Genomic DNA, 18,185 nt, shown 5'->3' on the forward strand with positions numbered 1-18,185 from the left:
CCTGAACGGGCGGCCCGCCTGAGGAGATAGCATGATCGTTCGTCCCGTACGCAGCAGCGATTTACCGGCCCTGATTGATCTGGCGCGCAGCACCGGCACCGGCCTGACCACCTTGCCGGCCAACGAAGAGCGCCTGACCCACCGGGTCGGCTGGGCCGAAAAAACCTTCCGCGGCGAAGCCGGGCGCGGGGATGCCGACTACCTGTTCGTGCTGGAAAACGACGAAGGCCGCGTGGTGGGGATTTCCGCCATCGCCGGCGCCGTCGGCCTGCGCGAGCCCTGGTACAACTTCCGGGTCGGCCTGACCGTCAGCGCCTCCCAGGAGCTGAATATCTACCGTGAGATCCCGACGCTGTTCCTGGCCAACGACCTCACCGGCAACTCCGAACTGTGTTCGTTGTTCCTGCACGCCGATTACCGCAACGGCCTCAACGGCCGCATGCTGGCCAAGGCGCGCCTGCTGTTTATCGCGGAGTTCCCGCAGTTGTTCGGCAACAAGATCATCGCCGAGATGCGCGGCGTGTCCAATGAAGCCGGGCGTTCGCCGTTCTGGGAAAGCCTGGGCCGACACTTCTTCAAGATGGAATTCAGCCAGGCCGACTACCTCACCGGCGTGGGCAACAAAGCCTTTATCGCCGAGTTGATGCCGAAATTTCCGCTGTACAGCTGCTTCCTGTCCGAGGATGCGCGCAACGTGATCGGCAAGGTTCACCCGGATACCGAGCCGGCGCTGAGCATGCTCAAGAGCGAAGGGTTCAGCTACCAGGGCTATGTCGACATTTTCGACGCCGGCCCGGCCGTGGAATGTGAGACCAGCAAGATCCGTGCGGTGCGCGACAGCCAGTCGCTGGTGTTGGCCATCGGCACGCCAGGCGACGACGCCACGCCGTTCCTGATCCATAACCGCAAGCGCGAAGAGTGCCGCATCACCGCCGCACCGGCCCGCCTGGCGGCAGGCACGCTGGTGGTCGATCCGTTGACCGCCAAGCGCCTGCAGCTGGTGGTGGGCGATCAAGTGCGTGCCGTACCGTTGTCTGCTGCTCGGGAGTCGAAATAATGAATTCGCTGTATATCGCAGGTAGCTGGCTGGCTGGCCAGGGTGAGCTGTTCGAATCGCGCAACCCGGTGACCCAGCACGTGCTGTGGGCCGGCAATGGCGCCAGCGCCGAACAGGTCGAATCCGCCGTGCAGGCGGCGCGCCAGGCGTTTCCGGCGTGGGCCCGGCGCTCGTTGGAGGAGCGCATCGGCGTGCTCGAAGCCTTCGCCAATACCTTGAAAAGCCGCGCCGATGAAATCGCCCGCTGCATCGGTGAAGAAACCGGCAAGCCCCTGTGGGAATCGGCCACCGAAGTCACCAGCATGGCCAACAAGATCGCGATCTCGGTGCAAAGCTACCGCGAGCGTACCGGCGAGAAGAGCGGCCCGCTGGGCGACGCCACCGCCGTGCTGCGCCACAAGCCTCACGGCGTGGTGGCGGTGTTTGGCCCTTACAACTTCCCCGGCCACCTGCCCAATGGGCATATCGTCCCGGCGTTGCTGGCGGGCAATACCGTGCTGTTCAAACCCAGCGAGTTGACCCCGAAAGTCGCCGAGCTGACCGTGCAATGCTGGATCGAAGCCGGCCTGCCGGCGGGCGTGTTGAACCTGCTGCAAGGTGCGCGGGAAACCGGGATCGCCCTGGCGGCCAACCCGGGTATCGACGGGTTGTTCTTCACCGGCTCCAGCCGCACCGGCAACCACCTGCACCAGCAGTTCTCCGGGCGCCCGGACAAGATCCTGGCCCTGGAAATGGGCGGTAACAACCCGCTGGTGGTGGATCAAGTGGCCGACGTGGATGCGGCGGTCTACACCATCATCCAATCGGCGTTTATCTCGGCCGGCCAACGTTGCACCTGTGCCCGTCGCTTGCTTGTGCCCGAAGGCGCCTGGGGCGATGCGCTGCTGGCGCGGCTGGTGGCGGTCAGCGCGACGATTGCGGTTGGTGCGTTCGACCAGCAACCGGCGCCGTTCATGGGCTCGGTGATTTCCCTGGCGGCGGCGAAAGCCTTGATGGACGCCCAGGAACTGCTGTTGGCCAACGGCGCCGTGGCGCTGCTGGAAATGACCCAGCCGCAGGCTCAGGCCGCGTTGTTGACCCCGGGCATCATTGACGTGACCGAAGTGAGCGAGCGCGCCGATGAAGAGCTGTTCGGCCCGCTGTTGCAGGTGATCCGCTACGCTGATTTCGCCGCGGCGATTGCCGAGGCCAACAACACCCAGTACGGCCTGGCCGCCGGTTTGTTGTCGGACTCCGAAGCGCGCTACCAGCAATTCTGGCTGGAAAGCCGCGCCGGGATCGTCAACTGGAACAAACAACTGACCGGCGCCGCCAGTACCGCGCCGTTCGGTGGTGTCGGGGCTTCGGGCAACCATCGCGCCAGCGCCTATTACGCAGCGGATTATTGCGCGTACCCGGTGGCGTCCCTGGAGACCCCAAGCCTGGTACTGCCAGCCACACTCACCCCCGGCATTACACTGATCTAAAGGTGGGAGGGGGCTTGCTCCCGATAGCGGTGGATCAGTCACCTGATTCATCAACTGGCAGACTGCTATCGGGGGCAAGCCCCCTCCCACATTAGGTCGGTGGTGTATTCAAGTCATTAGATGCCTATAAAAACAGATGTTCGTGGAGCCTCGCCGATGAAATCCTATGAAGTCAATTTTGACGGTCTAGTGGGGCCGACCCATAACTACGGCGGTTTGTCCTACGGCAACGTCGCGTCCCAGAGCAACAGCCAGCAAGCTTCCAACCCCAAGGAAGCGGCGTTGCAGGGCCTGCAGAAAATGAAAGCGCTGATGGACATGGGCTTTGTGCAAGGCGTGCTGGCGCCGCAGGAACGCCCGGACGTGGCTGCCTTGCGCAACCTCGGCTTCAGCGGCAGCGATGCCCAGGTCATCCAGCACGCGGCCAAGCACGCCATGCCATTGCTGGTCGCCAGCTGCTCGGCGTCGAGCATGTGGGTGGCCAACGCCGCCACCGTCAGCCCGAGCGCCGACACGGCGGATGGCCGCGTGCATTTCACCGCCGCCAACCTCAACTGCAAATACCACCGCAGCATCGAACACCCGACCACCAGCCGCGTATTGGGGGCGATGTTTGCCGATGCGAAACACTTCGCCCATCACGCCGCGTTGCCGGCGGTGGCGCAGTTCGGCGACGAAGGCGCGGCCAACCACACACGTTTCTGCCGTGACTATGGCGAGGCCGGCGTGGAGTTTTTCGTGTTCGGCCGCAGCGCGTTCGACACCCGTTACCCGGCACCGCAGAAGTACCCGGCGCGCCAGACCCTCGAAGCCTCCCAGGCCGTCGCCCGCCTGCATGGCCTGAAGGAGGCTGGTGTGGTCTTCGCCCAGCAGAACCCGGCGGTGATCGATGCCGGCGTGTTCCATAACGACGTGATCGCGGTGGGCAATGGCGAAATGCTGTTCTATCACGAGGATGCGTTCCTCAACACCGAGACGATGCTTGCCGAGTTGCAGGCCAAGTTGGGCAAACTGGGCGGCAACTTCCAGTCGGTGTGCGTGCCGCGTGCCCAGGTCAGCGTCGAAGACGCGGTGCGTTCCTACCTGTTCAACAGCCAATTGCTGACCCGCGCCGACGGCTCGATGCTGTTGATCGTGCCGGAAGAGTGCCGCGCCAACGCACGTGTCTGGCAGTATCTGCAAGGTCTGACCGCTGCCGGTGGTTTGATCCGCGAGGTCAAGGTCTTCGACCTCAAGCAAAGCATGCAGAACGGCGGCGGCCCGGCGTGCCTGCGTTTGCGCGTGGCGTTGAACGAAACCGAGCTGGCGGCGGTGAACCCAGGGGTTATCATGACCGCGCCGCTGTATGAAACGCTGACCCAGTGGGTCGACAAGCACTACCGCGACAGCCTGCGCGAAAGCGACCTGGCTGACCCGCAATTGCTGCTTGAATGCCGGACGGCATTGGATGAACTGACGCAAATCCTTAAACTGGGCGCGGTATATCCTTTCCAGATCAATTAACGCCACACGGCCGAGAGCTATTTATGAGCACCGATACCCTGCAACTGATCCTTGAAGACACCGACGGCACCCAGCTGCAAACCTCCTGCACCCGCGTTGCCGTGATCTGGCAGGGCAAGGAAGTCTGGATTCAGCACGACGGCCGTGGCCAACTGCTGATCGGTGTGGACGTGGAAGAAGGCGACGCCGAGTACGCCAACCTGCTGATGCGCCCACTGGCCACCAACCTGATGAGCCTGCAACTGGAAATGGAACCGGCCGACGTTGAGGGTGATGACGACGATCACGTCCACGGCCCAGGCTGCAACCACTAAGGAAGCTGCTTATGCTCGCCCTCGGCAAACTCCTTGAACTGACTCTCGCCGGTCGTGAACCGGCGCAAAAAATTCAACTGACTGTCGACGGCGTGCAGATGCGCTGGCTCAGCGAAGGCGCGCTCGAAGTGCGCCCGCCGCAAGCGCGGGACAACGGCAGCGACGTGCTGCTGTCGTCCGGCATCCACGGCAACGAGACCGCGCCGATCGAATTGCTCGACCGCCTGTTGCATGGCATCGCCCGTGGGCAGATCAAACCCCGCACCCGTATTCTGTTCCTGTTCGGCAACCCCGAGGCCATGCGCCGCGGCGAGCGTTACCTCGAACTGGACGTCAACCGGCTGTTCAACGGCCGTCACGAAAAAAATATCGGCCCTGAAGCCATGCGCGCCGCCGAGCTGGAACAATTGGCTCGCAGCTTCTTCAGCCTGCCTGGCCGCTCGCGCTTGCATTACGACCTGCACACCGCCATTCGTGGTTCGAAGGTCGAGCAGTTCGCCCTCTACCCGTGGAAGGACGGGCGCCAGCATTCGCGCCACGAACTGGCCCGCTTGCGCGCCGCCGGTATGCAGGCGGTGCTGCTGCAGAACAAAGCTTCGATCACCTTCTCCGCCTTTACCTATGAACAACTGGGCGCCGAGGCCTTTACCCTGGAATTAGGCAAGGCGCGGCCATTCGGGCAGAACCAGGATGTGGACGTGTCGCGCCTGGAAACCCGGCTGACGCAGATCATCGAAGGCACCGAGCCGGACACCGGCAGCCTGGATGGCCTGCTGCTGTTTGCCGTGTCCCGCGAAGTCATCAAGCACAGCGATGCATTTCTGTTGCACCTGCCGGCGGACGTGGAAAACTTTTCGCCGTTGGCCCAGGGCTATCTGCTCGCCGAAGACGTCGCCAAGACCCGCTGGGTGATCGAGGAGGAGGGCGCACGCATCATCTTCCCGAACCCGAAGGTGAAGAATGGCTTGCGCGCAGGGATATTGATTGTGCCGACCACGGACGCCGGGCTGGCGTAGATCTCAGCCTTAACCGGATCCAAATGTGGGAGGGGGCTTGCCCCCGATTGCGGTGTAACTGTCAGAAAATTTTTAACTGACAGACCGCTATCGGGGGCAAGCCCCCTCCCACATTTTGTTTTGCGGTGTTGCTTAAACTGCTACGGCACGCGGCTCGCTGCGGCGGATCGCACGCACCTTGTGCAAGGTGTCGGCACAGGTACGCGCCGCTTCCTGGCCTTTGTGTACGAAGTGATCATGGAAGAAGGCGTGGTGCTCGCTGCCAGCGTGGAAGTGGTGCGGGGTCAGAGACACCGAGAACACCGGCACTTCGGTTTCCAGCTGAACCTGCATCAGGCCGCTGACCACCGATTGGGCGACGAATTCGTGGCGGTAGATGCCGCCGTCCACCACCAGGGCCGCGGCGACGATGCCGGCGTAACGGCCGGTCTTGGCCAGCAGCTTGGCGTGCAGGGGCATTTCAAAGGCGCCGCCGACTTCGAAGAAATCGATGTCCGATTCCTGGTAACCCAGGGCGATCATTTCGCTGAGAAAGCCTTTGCGCGATTGGTCGACAATATCCTTGTGCCAGCAGGCCTGGATAAACGCGACGCGCTCGCCGTGATGGTTTTTGCTTTTGCTGTCGATTGCGGTGGGTTGCATGTTCTGACTCCTGTTTAAGAAAAAAACAGGGCGTTATGAATCGAATGGGATTTAAGGGTACGAACAGCTGGGTCATGCAGGCATGAACTCAGCGCGCGGCCCTTTTGCGCCAATCCCGTTCTCTCTTCATCCGGACTATGACCGTCGGCCCCGGGATCACACCGGGTCTGCTGACCTTGTCGCCGTCCTGCCGGAGCAGTTCGAGGCGCCAAGCGCTCGCGGGCTATGCACATTGCGCGCAATTACCGCCGGTGGGGAATTGCACCCCGCCCTGAGAACGTTGCCGCCAGAACCCTGGCGGCGGAGAGTTTTTAACATGGTTTTTCAGAAACTGCACGATTGCCGTATCGATAGCCTATATCGGTTTGTTTGATTGATATTCGATTGACGCAGCATAGGGCTTGATATTCCGTGGCTTTACCCGCAGTAATCGTCAGTACGAAAGAACGCCCAACCCATCAGAGGCCAGTTTGATGACCGTGATAGACCTGCGCAGCGACACCGTGACCCAACCCACCCCCGGCATGCTCGATGCGATGGCCAGCGCCGTCAGCGGCGATGACGTGTATGGCGAAGACCCTAGCGTCAATCGCCTGGAGGCGGAACTGGCCAAGCGCCTGGGGTTCGCCGCGGCGTTGTTCGTGCCCACCGGCACCATGAGCAACCTGCTGGCGTTGATGGCCCACTGTGAGCGCGGCGAGGAATACATCGTCGGTCAGCAGGCCCACACCTATAAGTACGAAGGCGGCGGCGCGGCGGTGCTGGGTTCGATCCAGCCGCAACCACTGGAAGTGCAGGCGGACGGTTCCCTGGACCTGGATCAGGTGCTGGAAGCGATCAAGCCCGATGATTTTCACTTCGCCCGCACCCGCCTGTTGGCGCTGGAGAACACCATGCAGGGCAAGGTGCTGCCGCTGGAGTACCTGGCCAGGGCACGTGCGTTTACCCGTGAACATGGCCTGGCCCTGCACCTGGACGGCGCGCGGCTCTACAATGCGGCGGTCAGGCTCGACGTGGACGCGCGGGAGATCACCCAGCATTTCGATTCGGTGTCGGTGTGCCTGTCCAAGGGCCTGGGCGCGCCGATTGGCTCGGTGTTGTGCGGCTCCACGGCGCTGATCGCCAAGGCGCGGCGTTTGCGCAAGATGGTCGGCGGCGGCATGCGCCAGGCCGGTTCCCTGGCGGCGGCGGGGCTGTATGCCCTTGACCATCAGGTGCAGCGCCTGGCCGACGACCACGCCAACGCCCAATGGCTGGGGGATGAACTGCGCAAGGCCGGGTATGCGGTGGAGCCGGTGCAGACCAACATGGTCTACGTGCAGCTCGGCGACCGGGCGCAGGCCCTGAAGACGTTTGCCGCCGAGCGCGGGATCAAGTTGAGCGCCGCACCGCGCCTGCGCATGGTCACGCACCTGGACGTGAGCCGTGCGCAGATCGAGCAAGTGGTGCAGGCATTCGTCGAGTTTTCTCGGAAATGACCGTGCAGACTGTCTAATTGACTGTTTCTATCACATAAACACGCTGTACCACCGGCAAAGGGCCGATATAATGCGGCCCTTTGCCGTCGCTCCGTCTGATGATGTTGCGCACTGGCCTTTGGCCTCAGACTCCGTGGAAGAACCTAATGAAAAGCGCAGAAATCCGTGAAGCCTTCCTTCGCTTCTTCGAAGAGCAAGGCCACACCCGTGTCGCCTCCAGCTCCTTGATCCCAGGCAATGACCCCACCCTGCTGTTCACCAACGCGGGGATGAACCAGTTCAAGGACTGCTTCCTGGGCCAGGAAAAGCGCGCCTATACCCGCGCGGTCAGCAGCCAGAAATGCGTGCGCGCCGGTGGCAAGCACAACGACCTGGAAAACGTCGGCTACACCGCCCGTCACCACACGTTTTTCGAAATGCTCGGCAACTTCAGCTTTGGCGACTATTTCAAGAAAGACGCGATCAACTTCGCCTGGACCTTCCTCACTGGCGTGCTGAAACTGCCGAAGGAAAAGCTCTGGGTCACCGTCTACGCCAGCGATGACGAAGCCTACGACATCTGGACCCAGCAAGTCGGCGTGCCGCCTGAGCGCATGGTGCGTATCGGCGACAACAAGGGCGCGCCTTACGCCTCCGACAACTTCTGGACCATGGGCGACACCGGCCCGTGCGGCCCATGCACCGAGATTTTCTACGATCACGGCGCCGATATCTGGGGCGGCCCACCGGGTTCGCCGGAAGAAGACGGCGACCGTTACATCGAGATCTGGAACAACGTGTTCATGCAGTTCAACCGCACCGCCGATGGCGTGTTGCACCCGCTGCCGGCACCGTCGGTGGATACCGGCATGGGCCTGGAGCGGATCAGTGCGGTGATGCAGCACGTTCACTCCAACTACGAGATCGACCTGTTCCAGAGCCTGCTGGCCGCTGCGGCCAAGGCCATCGGTTGTGCCAATGAAGACCAGGCATCGCTCAAAGTGGTGGCTGACCACATCCGTTCCTGCGGTTTCCTGATTGCCGACGGCGTGCTGCCGTCCAATGAAGGCCGTGGCTACGTGCTGCGCCGTATCATCCGTCGCGCCTGCCGCCACGGTAACAAGCTGGGCGCCAACGGCAGCTTCTTCTACCAGATCGTCGCGGCGCTGGTCGCCGAGATGGGCGCAGCCTTCCCGGAACTCACCCAGAACCAGGCGCACATCGAGCGCGTGCTCAAGGCCGAAGAAGAGCAGTTCGCCAAGACCCTGGAACAGGGCCTGAAAATCCTCGAGCAAGACCTCGCCGGCCTGCAGGGCAGCGTGGTGCCGGGCGATGTGGTGTTCAAACTCTACGACACCTACGGTTTCCCGATGGACCTGACCGGCGACATCGCCCGTGAGCGCAACCTGACCCTCGACGAGGAAGGTTTCGAACGCGAGATGGAAGCCCAGCGCGTGCGCGCCCGTTCCGCCAGTTCCTTCGGCATGGACTACAACAGCCTGGTCAAGGTTGACGTGGCCACCGAGTTCACCGGCTATACGGCCACCCACGGTTCGGCCAAAGTGATCGCGCTGTATAAAGACGGCCAGTCGGTCGACGTCCTGAATGAAGGCGATGACGGCGTGGTGGTCCTGGACCGGACGCCGTTCTATGCCGAATCCGGTGGTCAGATCGGCGACTGCGGTTTCCTCAAGGCGTCTTCCGGTCGTTTCGATGTGCGTGATACCACCAAGACCGGCGGCGCGTTCCTGCACCACGGCGTATTGGCGTCGGGCAGCCTGATCGTCGGTTCGCCGGTGGACGCCCAGGTGGACGCCGACGTGCGCCACGCCACTGCGCTGAACCACTCGGCCACCCACTTGCTGCACGCGGCACTGCGCCAGGTGTTGGGCGAGCACGTCCAGCAGAAGGGTTCGTTGGTCGACAGCCAGCGCCTGCGTTTCGACTTCAGCCACTTCGAAGCGATCAAGCCTGCGCAGATCAAGGCCCTGGAAGACATCGTCAACGCCCAGGTGCGCAAGAACACCGCGGTGGAAACCGAGGAAACCGACATCGAGACCGCCAAGGCCAAGGGCGCGATGGCGCTGTTCGGCGAGAAATACGGCGACAACGTGCGCGTCCTGAGCATGGGCGGCAACTTCTCGGTTGAACTGTGCGGTGGGATCCACGCCAACCGTACCGGCGACATCGGCCTGCTGAAAATCATCAGCGAAGGCGGTGTGGCGTCCGGTGTGCGTCGTATTGAAGCGGTGACCGGCGCTGCGGCCCTGGCCTACCTCAATGCGGGTGAAGAACAACTCAAGGAAGCGGCCAGCCTGGTCAAGGGCAGCCGTGACAACCTGATCGACAAACTGTCCGCCGTGCTGGAGCGCAACCGCGCCCTGGAGAAACAGCTGGAACAGTTGCAGGCCAAGGCGGCCAGCGCGGCAGGCGACGATCTGTCGGCTTCCGCCCAGGACGTCAAGGGCGTGAACGTCCTGGCGGCGCGCCTGGACGGCCAGGACGGCAAGGCGTTGTTGGCCTTGGTCGATCAGTTGAAGAACAAGCTCGGCCGCGCAGTGATCCTGCTCGGCAGTGTCCATGAGGATAAGGTCGTTCTGGTTGCTGGTGTAACCAAAGACCTGACTGGCCAACTCAAAGCCGGTGATTTGATGAAACAAGCCGCTGCGGCAGTGGGCGGGAAGGGCGGTGGTCGTCCGGACATGGCACAAGGCGGTGGTGTAGACGCCGGTGCCCTGGACGCGGCCCTGGCCCTGACCGTGCCGTTTGTCGAGGCTGGCATTTAAGGCGCTGTGAATGAGCCCGTGGTCTAGTCGCGGGCTCGCTCGGTTGCTGGAAGATTGGTTTATTGGGCGCCCCTTTACGGGCTGAGGCGGCTTAGAAATGGCTTTGATCGTACAGAAATTTGGAGGCACCTCGGTCGGCTCTGTCGAAAGAATCGAGCAGGTCGCCGACAAGGTTAAGAAATTCCGCGATGCCGGCGACGACCTCGTCGTGGTGCTGTCGGCCATGAGCGGCGAAACCAATCGCCTGATCGAACTGGCCAAGGCTATCAGCGGCGATCAACAACCGCTGCCGCGTGAGCTGGATGTGATCGTGTCCACCGGCGAGCAGGTGACCATTGGCCTGCTGGCCATGGCGCTGAACAAGCGCGGTGTGCCGGCCGTGTCCTACACTGGCAGTCAGGTGCGTATCCTCACCGACAGCGCGCACACCAAGGCGCGCATCCTGCAGATCGATGATCAGAAGATTCGCGCTGATCTGAAGGCCGGTCGTGTGGTAGTCGTCGCCGGTTTCCAGGGCGTCGACGAGCACGGCAATATCACCACCCTCGGGCGTGGCGGTTCGGACACCACCGGTGTGGCCCTGGCGGCCGCGCTCAAGGCTGACGAATGCCAGATCTACACCGATGTGGATGGCGTCTACACCACCGATCCGCGCGTGGTATCCGTGGCCCAGCGCCTGGACAAGATCACCTTCGAAGAGATGCTGGAAATGGCCAGCCTCGGTTCCAAGGTGTTGCAGATCCGTGCGGTGGAATTCGCCGGCAAGTACAACGTTCCGCTGCGCGTATTGCACAGCTTCAAAGAGGGTCCGGGCACCCTCATTACTATTGATGAAGAGGAATCCATGGAACAGCCGATCATTTCCGGCATCGCTTTCAACCGCGATGAAGCCAAGCTGACGATCCGTGGCGTGCCAGACACCCCGGGCGTGGCATTCAAGATCCTCGGCCCGATCAGTGGCGCGAACATTGAAGTCGACATGATCGTGCAGAACGTTTCGCACGATAACACCACCGATTTCACCTTCACCGTTCACCGCAACGAGTACGAAGCGGCCGAGCGTATCCTGCAGAACACTGCGAGCGGGATTGGCGCGCGTGAAGTGGTCGGCGATACCAAGATCGCCAAGGTGTCGATCGTGGGTGTGGGCATGCGTTCCCATGCCGGCGTTGCCAGCCGCATGTTCGAGGCCCTGGCCAAGGAAAGCATCAACATCCAGATGATCTCCACCTCGGAAATCAAAGTCTCGGTGGTGATCGAAGAGAAGTACCTGGAACTGGCTGTACGCGCACTGCATACCGCTTTTGAGCTGGACGCTCCGGCCCGACAGGGCGAGTGATGCAAGGCCAGGAAGGCGCGGTTTACCGCGCCTTTCATTTTTTTGTAGGGCGCATGTTGTTTTGCGTGGGCTCGACAATACTTAGCTGGTAGGGCTATGGCCGCTGAGCCGTAGGTCGAAGGCCTTTTTTTGCAGACTGTTGTTCCTGAACTGAAGTGCGTGAGGTGAAAGGTATGTTGATTCTGACTCGTCGTTGCGCAGAAAGCCTGATTATTGGTGATGGAGAAATCACCGTGACCGTGCTCGGCGTCAAAGGCAATCAAGTGCGTATTGGGGTAAATGCTCCGAAAGAGGTAGCGGTCCACCGCGAGGAAATCTATCTGCGGATCAAGAAAGAGAAGGACGAAGAACCAAGCCTTTAATTTTTATCGTTTTTTATGTTTGCAAACGGGGATGAACGTGGTTAATATACGCCCCGTGTTGCGGAGAGCTGGCCGAGTGGCCGAAGGCGCTCCCCTGCTAAGGGAGTACACCTCAAAAGGGTGTCGGGGGTTCGAATCCCCCGTTCTCCGCCATTATTTGCTTAGTACGTTGCAATCTGGATTTATCGATAAGTTGTTGAAATTAATCGAAAAAATCGCTTTACATAGAGATTGAACGGCCTATAATGCGCGGCAACAAATGCACTCGTAGCTCAGCTGGATAGAGTACTCGGCTACGAACCGAGCGGTCACAGGTTCGAATCCTGTCGAGTGCACCATTTAAGAGTCAGTTGCAGCAATGCAGGTGATTCGGTTACAACCAGTTGTGATCTGGTCTAAAAACACAATCTGCACTCGTAGCTCAGCTGGATAGAGTACTCGGCTACGAACCGAGCGGTCACAGGTTCGAATCCTGTCGAGTGCACCATACAAACAAAAAGCCCGCCTAGTGCGGGCTTTTTGCCGTCTGGGGTTTGTAGGATCAAACCTTTTCTTCCCGCGCCATGTGTTTTCCATTCGCGTGGCAGCGTCGCAATTCATAGATGCGGCCAATTCTCAGCTTTGGCTCGCAAGCGCTTGTTCTTACCAGTTTTTTGACGTTAAAAGCGGCGGGCGGTGTATCATTGCGCCCGTCAGCCCCGCCGGGGCTTGTGGAACACCTCCATGGACTTACCCAGTAGTTACTCAGTACCCCGTTTTACCAATCATGAATTGACTGATTGATCCTTCCGGCGTGCCCCGCTGCTGGGAGTGGAGCTCGCCTATGACCGAAGTAGAAGTAAAGAAAACACAAGAAAGCCTGCAGGATCGCCTGGCTCAAGTCATTGAGCTGCTGCAGCGCCAGCGCGTGGTCGAAGAGCTCACGCACCGCCAGGAAGGTCCGCACCACGACCGCGTCGAAAACCTGGTTCATCGGCAAAACCTCGTCGAGTTGCAACGCAAGCTCGATGATCTGCACTCCGCCGACGTCGCTTATATCCTTGAAGCCTTGCCGCTGGATGATCGACTGACCCTCTGGCAGTTGGTCAAGGCCGACCGCGACGGCGACATCCTGCTCGAAGTATCCGACTCCGTCCGTGAAACCCTGATCGCCGACATGGATGATCACGAGCTTCTGGCCGCGGCCCGGGAGATGGACGCTGACGAACTGGCCGACCTGGCCCCCGAGCTGCCCCGTGATGTTGTCCATGAGCTGATGGAAGCCCTCGACAGCCAGCAGCGTGAGCGCGTGCGCTCCGCGCTGTCCTATGACGAGGATCAGGTCGGCGCCCTGATGGACTTCGAGATGGTCACCATCCGCGAAGACGTCAGCCTGGAAGTGGTACTGCGTTACCTGCGCCGCCTGAAAGAGCTGCCAGGGCACACCGACAAGCTGTTCGTGGTCGACTACGAAGGCATTCTCAAGGGCGTGCTGCCGATTAAGCGCCTGCTGGTCAACGACCCTGAGAAGAAGGTTGCGGACGTGATGGCCAGCGATCCGGTGGGTTTCCATCCGGATGAAGACGCCTACGACGCCGCCCAGGCCTTCGAACGTTACGACTTGATCTCGGCCCCGGTGGTCGACAAGAACGGCAAGCTGATCGGCCGTCTGACCATCGATGAAATGGTCGACCTGATCCGTGAAGAAAGTGAAACCGAAGTCCTCAACATGGCGGGTCTGCGTGAAGAGGAAGATATTTTTGCCTCGGTCTGGCGCTCCCTGCGTAACCGCTGGGCGTGGCTGGCCGTAAACCTGATCACCGCGTTCATCGCTTCGCGGGTGATCGGGCTGTTCGAAGGTTCGATCGAAAAGCTGGTGGCACTGGCGGCGTTGATGCCAATCGTTGCCGGGATCGGCGGTAACTCCGGCAACCAGACCATTACCATGATCGTGCGTGCCATGGCGCTCGACCAGGTCAATACCGGCAACACCTCGCGCCTGATGCGCAAGGAATTGGCGGTGGCGCTGATCAATGGCGTGGTGTGGGGCGGGGTGATCGGGATCGTGGCCTACTTGCTGTACGGCAGCTGGTCGCTGGGGGTGGTGATGACCGCCGCCATGACCCTCAACCTGCTGTTGGCAGCCTTGATGGGGGTGCTGATCCCCATGACCCTGGCACGCCTTGGGCGCGACCCAGCCATGGGCGCCAGTGTGATGATTACCGCCATGACCGACAGCGGCGGCTTCTTCATCTTCCTTGGCCTGGCGACGATCTTCCTGCTCTGATCCCTCGCGGCGGGGGGCAACCCAGCCCCCGCCCAGTACTGCCTTCCCGAATTGCGCGCAAAAAAAAGCCAGCACATGGCTGGCTTCGGCTTTCAGGAACAAATCATTCGGCTTCTGCGGCCGCCTCAACGTCGTGCGCAATAAGCGAGACAAGGGCATTTTGCTGGCGGTGGGAGAGCTGACGAAAACGCTGCAGCAGTTCGCGTTCGTGCAGTGACAGCTCAGGGCTGTCCAGGCGCATGCTTAGCTCTTCGCCCAACGCACCTTCCTGAATGAGGCTCTGCTCCAGGCGCGCGATGATTTCGGAGTTCATGCTGCGGTGATGATTGCGAGCCACCTCGGCAATGCGTTCCCGCATTCCGTCTGGCAGACGTACGACGAACTTGTCAGCCGTACGGCTGGAATAAATTGCCTGTTTCAATGGGCGCATATATTTAACCGGTTAGTTCAGGGGAGCGGTTATTGGAATTGGCCGCAAGATGAGTGTTAAGACAAGGCTCACGACCAAAGTTCAACCTGAATTGCAAAGAGGCCGCATCATGCCTCAGTTTTGCCGGTTCCTTGGCGTCAATTCTGTGACAAATATTGAACTGCCTAAAGGCTTTATGCCAGTACTGATTTGCTTTTTTGCGGACTGGTTGGAAAACTTTTTTGCGAGCGATCGTCACAATTCATCGTCCCGCAAGCCGTTGCTGCCAAGGGGTTTGGGGCGCATATCGTATCGTGATATGGCCTTTTGCCCTTGTTTTTAAGACTAGTGGCAATTTGCCGATTTGCTAGTGCGAGGCGACATAAGGTAGGTGTGCCAGCGAGCGAAAATCAGCGCAGCACGGGGTCGAATCTGATTCGGCGGCCGACGATCAGCGTCAACAGCAGGAAGCTGCCGAACACGACGCTGGTGATGAGGGCGGTGGTGCGAGCGTCCTGGGACGAGGTAGACATGCCCAGCACGGCAGTCACGACAGTCAGGCACAAAAACAGCCAGGCGGCTTTGGACATGGAAGGCTTCCTCAGAAAACCCAGTGTTCAGTTGCGGGCGCGGCCTGAGTGCTTTGGGCCAGGCGCACGGGCGATTGCGGGTTGGCCGTCATCACCGCCAATTGCGGACGTTGTTGCAGATGATGCGGCACGGGCTGGCGGATCTGCGCGGTGTCATCGCTACCGTTCGACTGAAAATGAAACATCACCAGTGCGGCCAGGGCGACGGTATTGAGAGCCAACAGAAGGGTGCTGTTCATCGTCATCTTCTCCGCAACGGGTCCGGCCGAATGGTTTTGTAGGAGATGTATTGCAGATGCCGTGCCAATGTTTTATTTCAATAAAATCAATGGTTTGAGTTTAATCTAAACAGCGCTCGGGTTGCAATTTGCAATGCTGGCATTTTGGTGTAGTGCATTTTGCACGATGGCCTCGGATGCCCGGGTTTGCTGGGCGAAACCGTGATCCGTGGCGCAAGCATTGGCTTACACTCAAAAAGCCCACGGACGACATGACAAAACCCACCTCGGCCGTTAACATGCACGCCGTCCGTCGCAGCGCCGTTGGCCCGATGGTTGTCATTTGTCCCAGTAGCTCAATTGGATAGAGCATCCCCCTCCTAAGGGGAAGGTTGGCCGTTCGAACCGGCCCTGGGACACCATACAAATAGAGCCTCTCGCGCCGATCCACTGCCAGCTCATTTTTCCCCGTGACAGCAGGATGACAGCAACAAGGCCAACAAAAAGCCCCGCCGGGTATTGCTCCGGCGGGGCTTTTTTGTTTTTGAATGGGCGACTCACTTAATCAGGGTCCAAAGGTGAGCCAGGGTCACACTCGTTCGTTTGCTCGTCGAGAGATGCTCGACTGCACCCGTCTACCGCCCATCGAGGAGGTCGAGTGAAGTCATGCAGGCCAGTCTTGCTCACATCATGAACAAATAGGCCATGAGCAAAACGCCAAGAATTGCAGTGATGACATTAATGCCAGGGCCGGTATTGACGCTGTAGCCGAGGGGGATCTCAACGGGTTTGAGGGTCTTGACCACCTTTTTGTATTGCCAGGATGACCAGCAGGCAACCCAGGAGCCCAGCATCAGAAAGGCCAGCCCGATCCAGAATGAAAAATGTTTTCCGGGAGAGCCCGGAGCGTCCGGTTTCAGCATCTGGAGCAGTAGCCCGGATCGTTCAATCACAAAGCCAAATGCCATCAGCGAAAGGCTGGTTCGGTTCCATGCCAGCAACGTGCGCTCGGCGGCAAAGAACACGCGCGGATCGTTCAGGTCGGACATTAAGATTTCCTTGTTCACACAGCTTTTGAAACGACGCCACGCAGAATAGCTTTAAACAAAACCACTCGAGGTGTCCGTTGATAGATCCAGCTGTTGGGATCAACGCACATATGCCCAGCGTAGCGTCCCGTGCTTGGCGCATAGCCACAAAATCGGCTGCGCCAATGCCCTCGTGCACGTGAACGCTATGGGGTTTTTGCTCAGCAACGGTTACAGGTTTGGATGCCCAGCAACCTGTACAAAGGGCAGAAACGGAAAATACCGGTAGCCAGTGGCACTAAGCCGATCCAGCCCCACCAGCCGATCACGCCCGACAGACTGAGGCCAATGAGAACCAGGCCGACGACAATGCGCAGGCTACGGTCAATGGTTCCAAGGTTCGCTTTCATGACGATCTCCCGATCAGTGGTTGCGCCGGGTCTCCAGCGCAGTAAACAACAACATGCCGGCCAGCATGGCCAACATGAACACGATTGCTTGCCAGCGTCCTGTCAGCAGAATTGCCACCGCAGGGCCTGGACAGATGCCCGCTATTCCCCAGCCGATGCCGAACAGCAGGCTGCCGCCGATCAGGCGCGGGTCCAACTCACGCTTGGTCGGCAGTTGCATTGGCTTTCCCAGCAGCGAGCGGGATTGGTGGCGCGCCCAGGTCAGCGGGCCAATGGCGACGCCAATCGCCCCGATCATGACCAGCGCGAGGGAAGGGTCCCAGGCACCGGCCAGATCCAGGAAAGCCAATACTTTGCTCGGGTTGGCCATGCCTGCCAGCAGCAGTCCCAGGCCGAACAGCAGGCCAGCAATGAATGCGGTCAGTTTGTTCATATCCAGGCTCCCAGCAGATGACGCAGGACAAATACGCTAAAGAAACCGCTGAACATGAAGCAGGCAGTGGCGACCATCGATCGCGGCGAAAGGCGCGATATGCCGCACACGCCGTGGCCGCTGGTGCAACCTGAACCGTAGCGTGTACCGATACCCACCAATACACCGGCGACGATCAGCCCGACCCCGCCGCTCTGGAATTCAATCGGCGGCAGTGCGGCGAACAAGCCCCATAGAAGCGGCGCGACGAGCAGGCCGAGGAGAAACAGCGCTTTCTCACCCGCACCTTCGCTGCCCCGTTGTAAAAGACTGCCGATCAAACCGCTGATGCCGGCGATACGCCCGTTGGCGACGACGAAAAGGCTGGCCGCCAGGCCAATCAATGCGCCGCCTGCAAGGGATGACCAGGGAGTGAAGTTGAGCCAGTCGATATTCATGAGGCTTCTCCAGCGCAAAATTGTTGATACAAGGTTTGAATGACTGCCAATGCCGCCGGGCTGCTGATGCGATAGAACACCTGCTTTCCTTCTCGGCGCGTATCCACCAGGCCTTCGCGGCGCAGCACCGCCAACTGCTGAGAAAGCGTCGGTTGTTGTATCCCGAGCAGCGACTCCAGATCGCCGACATTGCGCTCGCCTTGGGATAGCTGGCAGAGCAGGATCAAGCGATCCGGATTGGCCAGAGCCTTGAGGAATTGGCTGGCAGCATCGGCGTTGGCGTGAAGCCGCTGGAGATCTGATTCGAGCATACGATTGATCACTAATTGTTCAGTTGGTTAAATTATAGTATATAAAAATAATAAGTGTATACCGACGCTGATCTGAATTCGTCACTGGCAGGAGAGGTCGATGGGTAAGTCGGGGGCTAAAGGCGGAGCTTGGGTCGGGCG

General features: G+C 60.2%; 19 protein-coding genes, 4 tRNA genes and 1 riboswitch. Of the genes, 14 read left to right on the top strand and 9 right to left on the bottom strand.

Annotated features, from left to right (window positions below; translation table 11 throughout):
- The first annotated feature begins 31 nt into the window (after positions 1-31).
- The 5 genes from astA (at position 32) to astE (ending at position 5,356) form a co-directional block, all read left to right on the top strand.
- On the top strand, positions 32-1,057 hold the full coding sequence (gene astA / locus ACVWZP_RS27675; RefSeq protein ID WP_017849210.1) for an arginine N-succinyltransferase: 1,026 nt from the start codon (positions 32-34) through the stop codon (positions 1,055-1,057).
- Positions 1,054-2,523 carry a succinylglutamate-semialdehyde dehydrogenase gene (astD, locus tag ACVWZP_RS27680; RefSeq protein ID WP_162231510.1) on the top strand — a complete coding sequence of 490 codons (1,470 nt, stop codon included), beginning with the start codon at positions 1,054-1,056 and terminating at the stop codon, positions 2,521-2,523. Before astA ends, astD begins: the two co-directional genes overlap by 4 nt.
- Before the next feature lie 156 nt (positions 2,524-2,679).
- Positions 2,680-4,026 carry an N-succinylarginine dihydrolase gene (astB, locus tag ACVWZP_RS27685; protein ID WP_017849208.1) on the top strand — a complete coding sequence of 449 codons (1,347 nt, stop codon included), beginning with the start codon at positions 2,680-2,682 and terminating at the stop codon, positions 4,024-4,026.
- Between the two features lie 23 nt (positions 4,027-4,049).
- Positions 4,050-4,340: a hypothetical protein gene (locus ACVWZP_RS27690; protein WP_017849207.1), complete on the top strand. Its 291-nt coding sequence runs from the start codon at positions 4,050-4,052 to the stop codon at positions 4,338-4,340.
- An 11-nt stretch (positions 4,341-4,351) separates the two neighbouring features.
- Positions 4,352-5,356, top strand: a complete 1,005-nt coding sequence (gene astE / locus ACVWZP_RS27695; RefSeq protein ID WP_126589472.1) for a succinylglutamate desuccinylase — start codon at positions 4,352-4,354, stop codon at positions 5,354-5,356.
- 132 nt (positions 5,357-5,488) lie between these two features.
- On the opposite strand, the gene ACVWZP_RS27700 is transcribed toward astE, so the two are convergent.
- Positions 5,489-5,998, bottom strand: coding sequence for a 6,7-dimethyl-8-ribityllumazine synthase (locus ACVWZP_RS27700; RefSeq protein ID WP_017849205.1), 510 nt, complete (start codon positions 5,996-5,998; stop codon positions 5,489-5,491).
- 113 nt (positions 5,999-6,111) lie between these two features.
- Positions 6,112-6,281, bottom strand: a riboswitch (FMN riboswitch).
- 190 nt (positions 6,282-6,471) lie between these two features.
- Here ACVWZP_RS27700 and ltaE point away from each other — a divergent pair.
- The 8 genes from ltaE to mgtE all read left to right on the top strand — a co-directional run bounded on the left by ltaE (position 6,472) and on the right by mgtE (position 14,208).
- Positions 6,472-7,476, top strand: a complete 1,005-nt coding sequence (gene ltaE, locus ACVWZP_RS27705; protein WP_079444548.1) for a low-specificity L-threonine aldolase — start codon at positions 6,472-6,474, stop codon at positions 7,474-7,476.
- A 146-nt stretch (positions 7,477-7,622) separates the two neighbouring features.
- Entirely contained in the window at positions 7,623-10,241 is a 2,619-nt protein-coding gene (gene alaS, locus ACVWZP_RS27710; protein ID WP_046382329.1) for an alanine--tRNA ligase, read from the top strand.
- A 97-nt stretch (positions 10,242-10,338) separates the two neighbouring features.
- Positions 10,339-11,580: an aspartate kinase gene (locus ACVWZP_RS27715; RefSeq protein WP_017849202.1), complete on the top strand. Its 1,242-nt coding sequence runs from the start codon at positions 10,339-10,341 to the stop codon at positions 11,578-11,580.
- Between the two features lie 173 nt (positions 11,581-11,753).
- Positions 11,754-11,942 (top strand): carbon storage regulator CsrA, encoded by a 189-nt coding sequence (gene csrA, locus ACVWZP_RS27720; RefSeq protein ID WP_003175645.1) that lies wholly within the window; start codon positions 11,754-11,756, stop codon positions 11,940-11,942.
- A 62-nt stretch (positions 11,943-12,004) separates the two neighbouring features.
- A tRNA-Ser gene (locus tag ACVWZP_RS27725) sits at positions 12,005-12,095 on the top strand.
- A 108-nt stretch (positions 12,096-12,203) separates the two neighbouring features.
- Positions 12,204-12,280 (top strand) — tRNA-Arg (locus ACVWZP_RS27730).
- 72 nt (positions 12,281-12,352) lie between these two features.
- Positions 12,353-12,429, top strand: a tRNA-Arg gene (locus ACVWZP_RS27735).
- A 336-nt stretch (positions 12,430-12,765) separates the two neighbouring features.
- Positions 12,766-14,208, top strand: a complete 1,443-nt coding sequence (gene mgtE / locus ACVWZP_RS27740) for a magnesium transporter (RefSeq protein WP_046382330.1) — start codon at positions 12,766-12,768, stop codon at positions 14,206-14,208.
- Positions 14,209-14,311: 103 nt separating this feature from the next.
- Here the strand turns inward: mgtE and ACVWZP_RS27745 are convergent, their stop codons facing one another.
- From ACVWZP_RS27745 to ACVWZP_RS27755, 3 genes are all read right to left on the bottom strand, one after another.
- Positions 14,312-14,638: an Arc family DNA-binding protein gene (locus ACVWZP_RS27745; RefSeq protein WP_017849200.1), complete on the bottom strand. Its 327-nt coding sequence runs from the start codon at positions 14,636-14,638 to the stop codon at positions 14,312-14,314.
- A gap of 389 nt (positions 14,639-15,027) precedes the next feature.
- Positions 15,028-15,207 carry a PA3371 family protein gene (locus ACVWZP_RS27750; protein WP_017849199.1) on the bottom strand — a complete coding sequence of 60 codons (180 nt, stop codon included), beginning with the start codon at positions 15,205-15,207 and terminating at the stop codon, positions 15,028-15,030.
- Between the two features lie 11 nt (positions 15,208-15,218).
- Complete coding sequence (locus ACVWZP_RS27755) at positions 15,219-15,446, bottom strand: hypothetical protein (RefSeq protein WP_017849198.1); 228 nt, start codon at positions 15,444-15,446, stop codon at positions 15,219-15,221.
- Between the two features lie 324 nt (positions 15,447-15,770).
- On the opposite strand from ACVWZP_RS27755, the gene ACVWZP_RS27760 reads away from it, so the two are divergent.
- Positions 15,771-15,847: transfer RNA gene (locus tag ACVWZP_RS27760), tRNA-Arg, on the top strand.
- Between the two features lie 261 nt (positions 15,848-16,108).
- Here ACVWZP_RS27760 and ACVWZP_RS27765 read toward each other — a convergent pair.
- The 5 genes from ACVWZP_RS27765 to ACVWZP_RS27785 form a co-directional block, all read right to left on the bottom strand.
- The gene (locus ACVWZP_RS27765; RefSeq protein ID WP_046382334.1) at positions 16,109-16,474 is read right to left on the bottom strand and encodes a YidH family protein; all 366 of its coding nucleotides are present in this window, start codon (positions 16,472-16,474) and stop codon (positions 16,109-16,111) included.
- Positions 16,475-16,674: 200 nt separating this feature from the next.
- A complete protein-coding gene (locus tag ACVWZP_RS27770) occupies positions 16,675-16,863 on the bottom strand; it encodes a YgaP family membrane protein (protein ID WP_017849187.1) in 189 nt (62 codons plus the stop codon).
- A 13-nt stretch (positions 16,864-16,876) separates the two neighbouring features.
- The gene (locus ACVWZP_RS27775; protein WP_017849186.1) at positions 16,877-17,296 is read right to left on the bottom strand and encodes a DUF6691 family protein; all 420 of its coding nucleotides are present in this window, start codon (positions 17,294-17,296) and stop codon (positions 16,877-16,879) included.
- Positions 17,293-17,733, bottom strand: coding sequence for a YeeE/YedE family protein (locus ACVWZP_RS27780; RefSeq protein ID WP_457370291.1), 441 nt, complete (start codon positions 17,731-17,733; stop codon positions 17,293-17,295). Before ACVWZP_RS27780 ends, ACVWZP_RS27775 begins: the two co-directional genes overlap by 4 nt.
- Positions 17,730-18,044 (bottom strand): ArsR/SmtB family transcription factor, encoded by a 315-nt coding sequence (locus ACVWZP_RS27785; protein ID WP_017849184.1) that lies wholly within the window; start codon positions 18,042-18,044, stop codon positions 17,730-17,732. The genes ACVWZP_RS27780 and ACVWZP_RS27785 overlap by 4 nt, the downstream gene beginning before the upstream one ends.
- Positions 18,045-18,185: the final 141 nt, after the last annotated feature.

This window comes from Pseudomonas sp. TE36184, from assembly GCF_054060055.1.

Bases quoted from the DNA above. Each gene is read 5' to 3' on its own strand.
- astA (WP_017849210.1), top strand. From the start codon at position 32: ATGATCGTTCGTCCCGTACGCAGCAGCGATTTACCGGCCCTGATTGAT.
- astB (WP_017849208.1), top strand. From the start codon at position 2,680: ATGAAATCCTATGAAGTCAATTTTGACGGTCTAGTGGGGCCGACCCAT.
- ACVWZP_RS27690 (WP_017849207.1), top strand. From the start codon at position 4,050: ATGAGCACCGATACCCTGCAACTGATCCTTGAAGACACCGACGGCACC.
- astE (WP_126589472.1), top strand. From the start codon at position 4,352: ATGCTCGCCCTCGGCAAACTCCTTGAACTGACTCTCGCCGGTCGTGAA.
- ACVWZP_RS27700 (WP_017849205.1), bottom strand. From the start codon at position 5,998: ATGCAACCCACCGCAATCGACAGCAAAAGCAAAAACCATCACGGCGAG.
- ltaE (WP_079444548.1), top strand. From the start codon at position 6,472: ATGACCGTGATAGACCTGCGCAGCGACACCGTGACCCAACCCACCCCC.
- alaS (WP_046382329.1), top strand. From the start codon at position 7,623: ATGAAAAGCGCAGAAATCCGTGAAGCCTTCCTTCGCTTCTTCGAAGAG.
- ACVWZP_RS27715 (WP_017849202.1), top strand. From the start codon at position 10,339: ATGGCTTTGATCGTACAGAAATTTGGAGGCACCTCGGTCGGCTCTGTC.
- csrA (WP_003175645.1), top strand. From the start codon at position 11,754: ATGTTGATTCTGACTCGTCGTTGCGCAGAAAGCCTGATTATTGGTGAT.
- mgtE (WP_046382330.1), top strand. From the start codon at position 12,766: ATGACCGAAGTAGAAGTAAAGAAAACACAAGAAAGCCTGCAGGATCGC.
- ACVWZP_RS27745 (WP_017849200.1), bottom strand. From the start codon at position 14,638: ATGCGCCCATTGAAACAGGCAATTTATTCCAGCCGTACGGCTGACAAG.
- ACVWZP_RS27750 (WP_017849199.1), bottom strand. From the start codon at position 15,207: ATGTCCAAAGCCGCCTGGCTGTTTTTGTGCCTGACTGTCGTGACTGCC.
- ACVWZP_RS27755 (WP_017849198.1), bottom strand. From the start codon at position 15,446: ATGAACAGCACCCTTCTGTTGGCTCTCAATACCGTCGCCCTGGCCGCA.
- ACVWZP_RS27765 (WP_046382334.1), bottom strand. From the start codon at position 16,474: ATGTCCGACCTGAACGATCCGCGCGTGTTCTTTGCCGCCGAGCGCACG.
- ACVWZP_RS27770 (WP_017849187.1), bottom strand. From the start codon at position 16,863: ATGAAAGCGAACCTTGGAACCATTGACCGTAGCCTGCGCATTGTCGTC.
- ACVWZP_RS27775 (WP_017849186.1), bottom strand. From the start codon at position 17,296: ATGAACAAACTGACCGCATTCATTGCTGGCCTGCTGTTCGGCCTGGGA.
- ACVWZP_RS27780 (WP_457370291.1), bottom strand. From the start codon at position 17,733: ATGAATATCGACTGGCTCAACTTCACTCCCTGGTCATCCCTTGCAGGC.
- ACVWZP_RS27785 (WP_017849184.1), bottom strand. From the start codon at position 18,044: ATGCTCGAATCAGATCTCCAGCGGCTTCACGCCAACGCCGATGCTGCC.